This is a genomic window from Pantoea sp. Lu_F5_004 (assembly GCF_051136245.1).
GTDB classification, from domain to species: Bacteria; Pseudomonadota; Gammaproteobacteria; order Enterobacterales; family Enterobacteriaceae; genus Pantoea; species Pantoea agglomerans.
Window position 1 is genome coordinate 3,108,930 of the sequence record NZ_CP194946.1, and the last position, 12,076, is coordinate 3,121,005.

At 55.7% G+C, this 12,076-nt stretch carries 12 protein-coding genes; 5 read left to right on the plus strand and 7 right to left on the minus strand.

Going from position 1 to position 12,076, the window contains the following annotated elements:
- Entirely contained in the window at window positions 1-450 is a 450-nt protein-coding gene (gene nrdR / locus ACR8BN_RS14560) for a transcriptional regulator NrdR (protein WP_009091750.1), read from the minus strand.
- Window positions 451-638: 188 nt separating this feature from the next.
- Here nrdR and lysM point away from each other — a divergent pair, with 188 nt between their 5' ends.
- Window positions 639-1,076: a peptidoglycan-binding protein LysM gene (lysM, locus tag ACR8BN_RS14565; RefSeq protein WP_010671197.1), complete on the plus strand. Its 438-nt coding sequence runs from the start codon at window positions 639-641 to the stop codon at window positions 1,074-1,076.
- A gap of 16 nt (window positions 1,077-1,092) precedes the next feature.
- Window positions 1,093-1,662: a DUF3251 domain-containing protein gene (locus tag ACR8BN_RS14570; RefSeq protein WP_182686345.1), complete on the plus strand. Its 570-nt coding sequence runs from the start codon at window positions 1,093-1,095 to the stop codon at window positions 1,660-1,662.
- Window positions 1,663-1,722: 60 nt separating this feature from the next.
- Here the strand turns inward: ACR8BN_RS14570 and secF are convergent, their stop codons facing one another.
- From secF to queA, 5 genes are all read right to left on the minus strand, one after another.
- On the minus strand, window positions 1,723-2,691 hold the full coding sequence (gene secF / locus ACR8BN_RS14575; protein WP_010255357.1) for a protein translocase subunit SecF: 969 nt from the start codon (window positions 2,689-2,691) through the stop codon (window positions 1,723-1,725).
- Between the two features lie 10 nt (window positions 2,692-2,701).
- The gene (gene secD / locus ACR8BN_RS14580) at window positions 2,702-4,549 is read right to left on the minus strand and encodes a protein translocase subunit SecD (protein ID WP_010671195.1); all 1,848 of its coding nucleotides are present in this window, start codon (window positions 4,547-4,549) and stop codon (window positions 2,702-2,704) included.
- Between the two features lie 25 nt (window positions 4,550-4,574).
- Window positions 4,575-4,907 (minus strand): preprotein translocase subunit YajC, encoded by a 333-nt coding sequence (gene yajC / locus ACR8BN_RS14585; RefSeq protein ID WP_010255353.1) that lies wholly within the window; start codon window positions 4,905-4,907, stop codon window positions 4,575-4,577.
- Window positions 4,907-6,055, minus strand: a complete 1,149-nt coding sequence (gene tgt / locus ACR8BN_RS14590; protein WP_010255351.1) for a tRNA guanosine(34) transglycosylase Tgt — start codon at window positions 6,053-6,055, stop codon at window positions 4,907-4,909. The genes yajC and tgt overlap by 1 nt, the downstream gene beginning before the upstream one ends.
- 78 nt (window positions 6,056-6,133) lie before the next feature.
- The gene (gene queA / locus ACR8BN_RS14595; protein WP_031592197.1) at window positions 6,134-7,204 is read right to left on the minus strand and encodes a tRNA preQ1(34) S-adenosylmethionine ribosyltransferase-isomerase QueA; all 1,071 of its coding nucleotides are present in this window, start codon (window positions 7,202-7,204) and stop codon (window positions 6,134-6,136) included.
- A gap of 103 nt (window positions 7,205-7,307) precedes the next feature.
- Between queA and ACR8BN_RS14600 the strand changes: the two genes are divergently transcribed.
- From ACR8BN_RS14600 to ACR8BN_RS14610, 3 genes are all read left to right on the plus strand, one after another.
- The gene (locus ACR8BN_RS14600; protein ID WP_022626127.1) at window positions 7,308-7,889 is read left to right on the plus strand and encodes an ACP phosphodiesterase; all 582 of its coding nucleotides are present in this window, start codon (window positions 7,308-7,310) and stop codon (window positions 7,887-7,889) included.
- A 206-nt stretch (window positions 7,890-8,095) separates the two neighbouring features.
- On the plus strand, window positions 8,096-8,908 hold the full coding sequence (locus tag ACR8BN_RS14605) for an inositol monophosphatase family protein (RefSeq protein WP_434747052.1): 813 nt from the start codon (window positions 8,096-8,098) through the stop codon (window positions 8,906-8,908).
- A complete protein-coding gene (locus tag ACR8BN_RS14610; RefSeq protein WP_424996813.1) occupies window positions 8,909-10,165 on the plus strand; it encodes a histidine-type phosphatase in 1,257 nt (418 codons plus the stop codon). It abuts the gene before it with no gap.
- 525 nt (window positions 10,166-10,690) lie between these two features.
- On the opposite strand, the gene proY is transcribed toward ACR8BN_RS14610, so the two are convergent.
- Complete coding sequence (proY, locus tag ACR8BN_RS14615; protein ID WP_115758944.1) at window positions 10,691-12,043, minus strand: proline-specific permease ProY; 1,353 nt, start codon at window positions 12,041-12,043, stop codon at window positions 10,691-10,693.
- Between the last annotated feature and the right edge of the window lie 33 nt (window positions 12,044-12,076).

Consider the following 12,076-nt stretch of genomic DNA (forward strand, 5'->3'; position numbering starts at 1 on the left):
TTAATCCTGTAACCGGGCGATCTCTTCGCCAAAATCACGAATGTCTTCAAAGCTGCGATAAACCGAGGCAAAGCGGATGTAGGCGACTTTATCGAGCTTCTTCAGCTCATCCATCACCAGATTGCCAATCAGCTTACTGGGGATCTCACGTTCACCGGTGGCACGCAGCTGGGTTTTAATATGGTTTACGGCGCTTTCAACCGCATCGGCACTGACCGGACGCTTCTCAAGCGCTTTCATCATCCCGCTGGCCATTTTGTCTTCATTAAAGGGTTCGCGCACGTCATTGCTTTTCACCACGCGTGGCATCACCAGTTCCGCCACCTCGAAGGTGGTAAAACGCTCATGACACATCAGACACTGGCGGCGGCGGCGCACCGAAGAGCCTTCACTAACCAGACGAGAATCAATCACTTTGGTGTCCACGGCGGAGCAGAATGGGCAATGCATGACGTTTCCTGACGCGAGAGAGATGGGCCAGACAGTGTAGCGCGAACTGCGAATCAACAAAATCTCTTCCGTGCCTTTCCTGTGCCACCACGCACAGCATAAATGATGTTAAATATCAGCGACGGCAAAAGGGTCTACGCTTATAGAGCCGAAAGACGGCGTAGTTCCACTAACACACTGGAGGTTGTATGGGTCTGTTTAATTTTGTGAAAGAAGCTGGTGAAAAATTATGGGATGCCGTGAATGGCGGCGATGACCAGAATAAAAAGCTGCAGGATCACATCAACAAACTCGGTTTACCCGACAGCGACAAAGTGGATGTGAAGGTCAATGGCGATACCGTGACCGTGACGGGCGATGGCCTTTCCCAGGAGCTGAAAGAGAAGATTCTGATCGCAGCCGGTAACGTTGCAGGCATCACCAAAGTGGAAGATAAGGTGACCGTGACAGACAGCGCGGCCGAGTCAGAACTTTACACCGTGAAAAAAGGCGACACGCTGAGCGCAATTTCCAAACAGGTTTATGGAAATGCCAACGAATACAACAAGATTTTCGAAGCGAATAAGCCAATGCTCTCTCATCCTGATAAGATCTATCCTGGCCAGGTTTTACGTATTCCAAAATAACGGACAAGGATAACTTATGAGCAGGATGGTTTGGGTTCCGATGGCGCTCTCTCTGGTGACGCTGAGCGGTTGCAGCAGTAGCGCCAGCAACCCGCAGGTCAGAGAGTTGCATCAGGAAGTGAGTCAGCTTACTCAGCAGATGCAGCACCTGACCACGCAGGCGAGCGCGCTGGAGATTCAGGGGCAGCTAAACAGCCATTCGCAGCAAGGCGCCTGGCTGATCCCGCAGGCGAACACGCCGGTGGCGCTGCAAACCCAGCTCGGCACGCTGCGACTGACGCTCTCACCTGTCACCGCTGAAGCCAGCGGCTCGCGGACAACCCTGACGGTACGGTCAATGGACGATCGCCCCTTGCCCGCCCTGCACGCTACGGTGAACTGGGGCGAACTCGATCCGGCAACCGGTAAACCACTGAGTAACGGCAGTCTGAGTCAGACGATAGCGGTGCCTGCCTCGCTGTTGCCCCAGCATTCGGTGAGCATACCGCTGCGACTCAGCGGTCTTGCACCGGATCAATCAGGTTATGTCCGCGTGCATAACGTCACCGGCGACGCACCTGCCCAGACCTCCCCTGCTGCACCCTGATCACAGGTGCAATAAAAACGGGCAGCCACATGGCTGCCCGTTTTTATTTCTCTGCGGCGATTAAGGCAGGATAGAAGGCTGATCGGCGCCCTCTTTCTCGACTTTCTGCACCAGCATATGTTCACGCTTCATGCCCAGCTTCAGCGCCAGCGCCGAAGAGACATAAATCGATGAAATCGTACCAATCGTCACACCAATCAGCATGGTCAGTGAGAAGCCTTTCAGCAGCGCACCACCAAACACGAAGAGGATGAGGATCATCGCCAGCGTGGTCAGCGAGGTAATCAGCGTACGGCTTAACGTCTGGGTCAGTGACACGTTAGTAATATCGTAAGAGCTGCCGCGACGGATCTTGCGGAAGTTTTCACGAATACGGTCCGATACCACGATTTTATCGTTAAGCGAGTAGCCAATCACCGACATCAGTGAGGCAACAATCGTCAGGTCGATTTCAATGCGGAACAGCGCCAGCAGGCCGCAGGTGATGATCACGTCATGCGCCAGCGCCAGCACGGTACCCAGCGCCAGACGCCACTCAAAGCGAAAACCGATGTAGATCAGAATCGCAATCAGCGCGGACAACAGCGCCATCGCACCCGCCTGCGCCAGGTCGCTGCCCACACTCGGCCCCACGAACTCAATACGCTTAACGGTAGCATTCTGCTGGGTGGTCTGGTTAATCACCGACACCACTTTATTGCCTAACTCGGTGCCCGCCGGGCCGGTAACCGGTGCCATACGCACCATGACGTCACGGCTGCTGCCAAAGTTCTGCACCAGCGGCTCGTCAAAGCCCGCTTTCACCAGATCGCCACGCAGGACTTCAAGATCGGCCGGTTTTTCCAGCGCGATCTCAATCACCGTACCACCGGTGAAATCGAGGCCCCAGTTAAAACCACGCACACCCACGATAGCAATCGCGGCGAGAATCAGCAGTCCCGAAATGATGAAGGCCAGCTTATCCCAGCGCATAAAGTCGACGACTTTACGCCCGTGGTTCAACTGCTCAATGTTATATTCCTGTGCCACAACGCACTCCTCAGATAGACAGCTTGTTGATGCGTTTGCCACCGTAAACCAGGTTAACAATGGCACGGGTACCGACAATCGCGGTGAACATTGAGGTTGCGATACCAATTGCGGTGGTAATAGCAAAGCCTTTGATCGAACCGGTGCCGACTGCATAAAGAATGATAACTTTGATCAGGGTGGTCACGTTCGCATCGACAATACTGGAGAAGGCGCCTTTATAGCCCTCATGAATTGCCTGCTGAACCGAGCGCCCGTTACGCAGCTCTTCTTTAATACGTTCGTTAATCAGCACGTTGGCATCCACCGCCACCGCCAGCGTTAACACGATACCGGCAATACCCGGCATGGTCAGAGTCGCACCCGGCAACAGCGACATAATGCCGACAATCAGCACCAGGTTAACCAGCAGCGCGCTGGTCGCAATCAGACCAAACTTCTTGTAGAACACCACCATAAACAGGATCGACGCAAGCAGACCCCACAGGCAGGCTTCCAGACCCTGAGTAATGTTCTGCTGACCCATGGTCGGCCCGATAGTACGCTCTTCCACAATCTGGATAGGCGCAATCAACGCACCGGCACGCAGCAGCAGCGAGAGCTGACGCGCTTCGTTCGGGTTGTTGATACCGGTGATGCGGAAGCTGTTCCCCAGACGAGACTGGATATTAGCGACGTTAATCACCTCTTCCTGTTTCACCAGAATTGAACGGCCGTTGGCATCTTTTTTACCGCTGTCTTTGTACTCCACAAACAGGGTCGCCATCGGCTTGCCGATGTTGTCCTTGGTGAAGTTCGACATGATGTTACCGCCTGCGCCATCCAGTGAAATGTTCACCTGTGGCTGGTTGTACTCATCCATGCTGGAAGTCGAGTCGGTGATATGGTCACCGGTCAGGATCACCCGCTTGTAGAGCACCACCGGCTGGCCATCACGCATGTCTTTAACTTCAGAGTCACCCGGTACACGACCACTGGCCGCTGCGGTTGGATCCACGCTGGTGTTTACCAGACGGAATTCCAGCGTCGCCGTTGCACCCAGAATCTCTTTAGCGCGTGCCGTATCCTGAATACCCGGCAACTCAACTACGATGCGATCGGAACCCTGACGCTGTACCAGCGGTTCGGCCACGCCCAGCTGGTTCACACGGTTACGCAGAATAGTAATGTTCTGCTGAACCGCATATTCACGCGCTTCGCTGAGACGAGCATCGCTCATGGTGGCACGCAGGGCATCGCTGCCGCTGCTGTTGATCACCAGATCCTGATGACGCGAGGTCAGCCAGGAGATCGCCGCATCGCGGCTGGCTGCGTCACGGAAACGAATTTCCACGCCGTAGTTCGCGATTTTGTTGACGGTGGTGTAAGGGATACTTTTGGTGCGCAGGTCGCTACGCAGCGAGTCAGCATTCTGCTCCTGCAGTTTGCCGAGTGCGGTGTCCATGTCCACTTCCATCAGGAAGTGCACACCACCACGCAGATCGAGACCGAGTTTCATCGGTTCTGCTGACAGCATCGACAGCCAGCGAGGCGTGGCTGGCGCGAGGTTTAGCGCAACAACGTAGTTTTCACCCAGCGCCTTCATGATTGCTTCACGGGCGCGTAACTGCACATCCGTATTATTGAAGCGCGCGGTAATCGCACCATTTTCCAGCGCAACAGATTTGCTCTGGATATTGTCTTGTTTTAATGCGGACTGAATTTGATCCAACGTCTGCTCACTGGCGGCGCTTCCGCGCGCACCAGTGATTTGAACGGCCGGATCCTCACCATACAGGTTGGGAAGCGCATAGAGCAGGCCGACGAGAATCACGACGACCAGCATCACGTACTTCCACAAAGGATAACGATTTAACACGGCAGTTCCCTTAGGGAAGAAAGAATTACAGCGCCTTGATAGTGCCTTTAGGCAGCACGGCGGCGACGAAATCACGTTTAATGACGACTTCATTGGTGTCATTCAGCGCGATAGCTACGTAGCCCGTGTCAGAGACTTTTGTTACGCGGCCTACAAGGCCACCGCTGGTCAGCACTTCATCACCCTTAGAGATAGAATCCATCAGCTTCTTGTGCTCTTTCGCACGTTTCTGCTGCGGACGCAGGATCATGAAATAGAAAATCAGACCAAACACCACCAGCATGATCACCAGAGAATACGGACTTCCCTGAGACGGTGCGCCTGCTGCGGCCACGGCGTCAGAAATGAAAAAGCTCATTAAATTTCCCTCATTGATGAATTATCAGACGTTAAAGGCGGAACTTCTTTGCCCGTCCGTTGGTAGAACTCGTTTACAAAGCGCTCTAATTTACCCTCTTCGATGGCCTGGCGTAAACCTGCCATCAGGCGCTGGTAATAGCGCAAATTGTGGATAGTGTTCAGACGCGCGCCCAGTATTTCGTTACAACGGTCGAGATGATACAAGTAGGCGCGGCTATAATTGCGACAGGTGTAACAATCACACTCCGCATCCAGTGGCGCAGTGTCATCTTTGTATCTGGCGTTGCGGATTTTCACCACACCCTCAGTCACAAACAGATGACCATTTCGGGCATTACGGGTCGGCATCACGCAGTCAAACATATCGACGCCGCGACGGACGCCCTCAACCAGATCTTCTGGCTTGCCGACACCCATCAGATAACGCGGTTTATCCTGCGGAAGCTGCGGACAGACGTGCTCAAGAATACGGTGCATGTCCTGCTTAGGCTCACCCACCGCCAGGCCGCCCACAGCGTACCCATCAAAGCCAATCTCTACCAGACCTTTCACCGAGACATCTCGTAAATCTTCGTAAACCGAGCCCTGAATAATGCCAAATAGCGCATTTTTATTGCCCAGGCTGTCAAAACGGTCACGACTGCGTTGCGCCCAGCGCAGCGACATCTCCATCGAGCGTTTGGCGTAGTCCCAGTCCGCCGGATAGGGCGTACATTCATCGAAAATCATTACGATGTCGGAACCGAGGTCGTACTGAATCTCCATCGATTTTTCCGGATCGAGGAAGATCGGGTCGCCGTTGATCGGGTTACGGAAATGCACGCCCGCTTCGGTGATTTTACGGATGTCACCCAGGCTGAAGACCTGGAAGCCGCCGGAGTCGGTCAGGATCGGCCCTTTCCACTGCATAAAGTCATGCAGATCGCCATGCAGTTTCATGATCTCCTGACCCGGACGCAGCCAGAGATGGAAGGTATTGCCCAGAATGATCTGCGCGCCGGTCTCCTGCACTTCTTCCGGCGTCATGCCTTTAACGGTGCCATAGGTGCCAACGGGCATAAATGCAGGGGTTTCCACCACACCGCGATCAAAAATCAGACGGCCACGGCGTGCGCGCCCGTCTGTGGTATCAAGTTCAAATTTCACAAAGCCTCCATCGGAGAAACAGTCCGATGCAGATAACCTTCAGTCGCTCTCAGTCGATTCCGGCTATCGGTTAATAAATCAGTCGCCCACTTTTTCCAGCGGCGCCTGCGGATTTTTGCTGATAAACATCGCGTCACCATAACTGAAGAAACGATATTGCTCAGCCACGGCTGCGCGGTACGCGGCCATGGTGTGCTGATAACCGGCAAACGCCGAGACCAGCATAATCAGAGTCGATTCGGGCAGATGGAAGTTGGTGATCAGCGCATCAATCACCTGATACTCATAGCCCGGATAGATAAAAATCTGGGTATCGTCGAAGAACGGCGCAATCAGGGCATCCTGACTCGCTTTAGCGGCGCTCTCCAGCGAACGGACAGAGGTAGTGCCGACAGCGACTACTTTATTGCCGCGTGCTTTACAGGCCAGCACCGCATCAACAACCTCCTGCGGCACTTCGGCATATTCAGCATGCATGTGATGCTCTTCGATGGTGTCGACGCGCACCGGCTGGAAGGTTCCCGCACCGACATGCAGCGTCACAAACGCCATCTCAATGCCCTTCTCTTTCAGCGCCTGCAGCAGCGGTTCATCAAAATGCAGACCGGCTGTCGGTGCCGCAACGGCACCCGGACGGGCGCTGTAAACCGTCTGATACAACTCGCGATCCGCCTCTTCATCCGGACGGTCGATATAAGGCGGCAGAGGCATATGGCCGACGCTGTTGAGGATGTCGAGCACCGCGCGCTCATCATCAAACACAATCTCAAACAGCGCATCGTGACGCGCCACCATCGTCGCTTTCACGCTCTCATCTTCGCCCAGCAGCAGTTCTGCTCCCGGCTTCGGCGCTTTCGAGGCGCGCACATGGGCCAGCACACGCTTGTCGTCAAGCATCCGCTCCACCAGCATCTCGATTTTGCCGCCACTGGCTTTGCGGCCAAAGACGCGCGCCGGAATCACACGGGTGTTGTTGAACACCAGCAGATCGCCCGGATTCAGCTTATCCAGCACGTCGGTGAACACACCGTGCGACAGCGTCCCGCTGGGACCCTCGAGCGACAGCAGACGACAGCCGCTGCGCTGCGCCTGGGGATAGTGAGCAATCAGGGATTCGGGCAGTTCAAAAGCAAAATCGGCGACACGCATGAAAGAGTTCTTTCTCAGGCAAAAACAGGCGGCACAGTTTAGCGGAAAATCGACCAATTCTGAACAACTGGCTGCGCAAAGGCAGTTCAGCCTATAATGCGGCATGAACTTTCTTGCTCATCTCCATCTGGCCAAGCTGGCCGACAGCTCCTTACTCGGCAATTTAATGGCCGATTTTGTGCGTGGCAACCCGCACCAGCACTGGTCTGCGCCCGTCGCGGACGGCATTCTGATGCACCGTCGTCTGGATGTGATGACCGATGCGTTGCCGGAAGTGCGCAGCGCCCGTCAGCTGTTCCGTGCTGAAACCTATCGCGTGGCACCCATTACGCTGGACGTCATCTGGGACCATTTTCTGGCCCGGCACTGGCAGCACTTCACGCCTGGCCAGACGCTGGTGCACTTTTCTGCCGCCGCCGAGCGCGAAATCATGCCGCAACTGGCAGACACCCCCATCGAGTTTCAGGAACTGAACGCGGTGATGTGGCGCGAGCGCTGGTTTGAGCATTATGCCCAGCCCGCGCGGCTGGAGCGGGTGCTGCACGGCATGGCCAGCCGCCGTCCACGCCTGGCGGCCCTGCGCGACTCTTACCACGATTTCACACAACACTATGATCAGCTGGAAGCGCTGTTTTTTGTTTTTTATCCGCGTTTAATGGCGCTGGCGACCAGCAGAACCCTGTAAAACCCGATCCTCTGCTGCCGGGCTGGCGGACGCCAGCTTTCGTCCGCAGGGAAAGCGCCTAACCCGACCCCGCACCATCTTGCCATTGCTGCCTATCTGCGGCTTAATGAAGCCTTTCTTAACAATAGTTAAGTAACTATCACAGCCAGACCGCCTGTTCAGGCGTGCCTTCCGTTCGTTTTGACCAAAAGACATAAGAGGAAAAGATGTCATCCGCTTCGCATTCTGAAATTGACGCGCGTTATCGTTACGCCTGCGACATCGCCCGTGCGGCGGCAAGCCGGGCTTATTCGTGGTATCAGCAGCGTCAGACACTGGTGGTGGAACACAAAAGGGATTTGCAGGACGTGGTCAGCGAGGCTGATCGTAACGTTGAGGCATTGATTAAGACATTAATCGCTGAGCGCTTTCCTGACGATGCTGTCTATGGCGAAGAGAGCGACGGTGAGGTTCAGGGCGCGCCCTTTATCTGGGTGGTCGATCCCATTGATGGCACCGCCTGCTTCGTCAACGGCCTGCCTAACTGGTGCGTCTCGCTGGCGGTGGTCTGTGACGGCGAACCGGTGATCGGCGTGGTCTGCGATCCCAATCATCAGGAGCTGTTTCACGCACGAGCAGGTCAGGGTGCGTGGGTTAATGAGAGCCGTCTGCAGGTTCATGGCGCGACGCATCTCAACGAGGGTTTGCTCGGCATCAGCAACTCCAGTCGCACCCCTGCCGAAAGCGTCTCGCGCCTGATTAGCGGCTTAACTGAACAGGGTGGCATGTTTATTCGCATCGGTTCTGGCGCGCTGACCAGCGCCTGGGCGGCCGCCGGGCGACTGATTGGCTACTATGAAGCGCATATGCATCCCTGGGATAGTCTGCCGGGCATCGTCCTGATGCGCGAAGCGGGCGGCGTCACTAATGATTATCTGCGCAACGAGGGGCTAAAAAACGGCAACCCGGTGTTGCTGGCCAATGCGACTCTTTATCCAAAAATCAAAGCGCTGACCGGTAATCGCGCGCTGGAGGAGTAAATGACGCTGCAAGGCCTGTACCGCTGCGCGCTGATCCTCTGTTCTCTCTGGCTGTTAAGTCCGGCGTCACAGGCGGCGGATTACCAGCTGGAGAAGGTGGTCGAACTGAGCCGTCACGGTGTGCGTCCACCCACTCCCGGCAATCGCAAAGAGATTGAAGCCGCCAGCCAGCAACCCTGGACGCAGTGGACCACCGCCGATGGCGAGCTGACCGGTCATGGCTACAGCGCGGTGGTTAATAAAGGACGCTGGCAAGGCGAGCACTATCGCCAGCTCGGCCTGCTGGGCGCGGGCTGTCCTGATGCAGCACAGGTCTACGTGCGCGCCAGTCCGCTGCAGCGCACCCGTGCCACGGCCGCAGCGCTGACTGACGGGGCCTTTCCCGGCTGTGGCGTGCCGGTGCATCACGTCGCGGGCGATGTCGATCCGCTGTTTCAGAGTGAAAAGCTGACGGTCACCCAGAGCGATCCCGCTCAGGAGCTTGCGGCTAAGCAGCAGAAAGCGGGCGATCTGGCGCGGCTGCAACAGCAGTTGCAACCCGCCATTCAGCAGCTGAAAGCCGCCGTCTGCCCGCCCGCTACTGACTGCCCCCTCTTTGATGCGCCCTGGTCGTTCCGGCAAACCCGCAACGGCGACACATACGTTTACGGGCTGAGTGTGATGGCGAGCATGGTGGAGACGCTGCGACTGGGCTACAGCGAAAACCTGCCGTGGGAACAGCTCGCATGGGGGCACATCACGTCGGCCGCGCAGATCACCACGCTGCTGCCGCTGCTGACCGCAAACTACGATCTCAGCAACGACGTGCTCTATCAGGCACAGCGCCGTGGCTCGATATTGCTCAACGCCCTGCTGGAGGCGATCGCTTCCGATAGCGCGCCGGGCCGCTGGCTGATTCTGGTGGCACATGACACCAATATTGCGATGGTGCGCACCCTGATGGGCTTTAGCTGGCAGTTGCCAGGCTATTCACGCGGCAACATTCCACCGGGCAGTAGTCTGGTGCTGGAGCGCTGGCGCGACACCCGCAGCGGCGAACGTTTTTTGCGGCTCTATTTCCAGGCGCAGAGTCTGGATGGGATTCGTCAGTTACAACCGATTGATGATAAACATCCATTATTACGTCAGGAGTGGCATCAGCCTGACTGCAGAATCACCGATGTCGGCGTGCTCTGCCCTTATCAATCCACGCTGACTCAGCTACGGAAAAAGCTGGATAACAGCGCTGTGCTGCCGGTTTCGGTTATATTGCCCTGAGTCCCTGGCTAATGAAATTCAGGCCGCAGCAGCCATGCGGCCTGAATAATGTTAACCGCTGTTAATTAACGCCATTCCGACCTTTTCTTATTTAAATCGCCTGACTATCAGCGCTACTCGTTTTGTTTTACGATAGACCCGTCAATCATCCCTTTATTAACTATTTTCCTGTAATTCTTGAGTATTTCGGCGACTGGTTTCGCCGTTTTTTATTTCTTACACGCCCCGCTACTGCTGCCCGCCAGCGCCTGTGTGACTGCACGCTCACTCCTCTGAAGCTCCCTTATCGCCCCTGTCCGGTTATCACTATCGGCCACATTCACTGCCAATTAAAATAATTATTTGCTGATGCATGAGGGGAAATAAACCGGGGCATAATCTTATTTCTCAGGCAGGCGTTTTGCTCCTGATAACAGGATTCCATATTGTGGATTGGGTCACATAAATAATCGGATGAGCAGGAATATAGAAACGCGGGAAATAGCGTGTTCTGCTCCCCCACGAATGAGAGAGCAGAACAGGAGATTAGCGGACTTTACGAACCAGCTTATAGCCCAGCAGCAGCACCACTATCCACACCATACCGACATAGAGGGAAATGCGGGTATCGGGGAAATAACCAATCAGACCGATAATAAAGCAGAGGAAGGCTACGCCGAGGCCAGCAGTCCAGCTGCCGCCTGGCAGCGCAAACTGCAGCTTACTGGCGGCCTCTTTACCAATTTTGCGACGGAACGCGATCTGCGACAGCAAAATCATGATCCAGACCCACACCGTTGCAAAGGTCGCCAGCGAGGCGATCACCAGGAAGACTTTTTCCGGCATCAGGTAGTTGAGATAAACCGCAATCAGCATGGCGAACATCATCACCACCACCGTCACCCACGGAATCCCGCGCGAAGAGACCTTCATAAAGACCTTCGGCGCATGTCCCTGCTGCGCCATCCCGTGCAGCATGCGGCCCACGCCAAACACATCGCTGTTAATCGCCGAGAGTGACGCGGTCAGCACCACGAAATTGAGGATAGAGGCGGCCGCCGCAATGCCCAGATGCTGGAAGGTCAGCACAAACGGGCTGCCCGAGGTGCCCACCTGATTCCACGGGTAGATCGACATAATAACAAACAGCGTGCCGACGTAGAACACCAGAATGCGCCACGGCACCGAGTTGATGGCGCGCGGAATCGACTTCTCCGGATCTTTCGCTTCACCGGCGGTGATACCGATGATTTCGATACCGCCATAGGCAAACATCACCATCTGCAGCGACAGCAGCATACCGACCACGCCGTGCGCAAAGAAGCCGCCGTTAGTCCACAGATTGTGGATGCCGGTCGGCTGGCCGCCGTTGCCGAGACCCCAGATGATCATGCCGAAACCGGCCAGAATCATCACGATAATGGTGGCGACTTTGAAGAAGGAGAACCAGAACTCCACTTCGCCGAACACCTTCACGCTCATCAGATTGACGGCACCGATGATCAGCACCACGCTCAGCACCCAAATCCAGTGCGGCACCTCAGGGAACCAGACGCCCATATAGATGCCGAACGCGGTGACATCCGCAATCGCCACGATCAGGATTTCAAAACAGTACGTCCAGCCGGTGATGTAGCCTGCCATCGGCCCAAGATAGTCCTGCGCGTAACGTGAGAAGGAGCTGGCCTGAGGATTATTAACGGACATCTCACCCAGCGCGCGCATGATGATGTAAGCCACTGCCCCGCCGATGATATAGGCGAGCAGCACGCTCGGTCCGGCCATTTTTATCGCGTCAGCGGAACCGTAGAACAGCCCGGTGCCAATCGCCGATCCCAGCGCCATAAAGCGGATGTGGCGCGTGCTCAGTCCGCGTTTGAGCTTGTTGGTTTCTTGCATAACAACCTGTACCTGTGAAATGAAAAAACCACG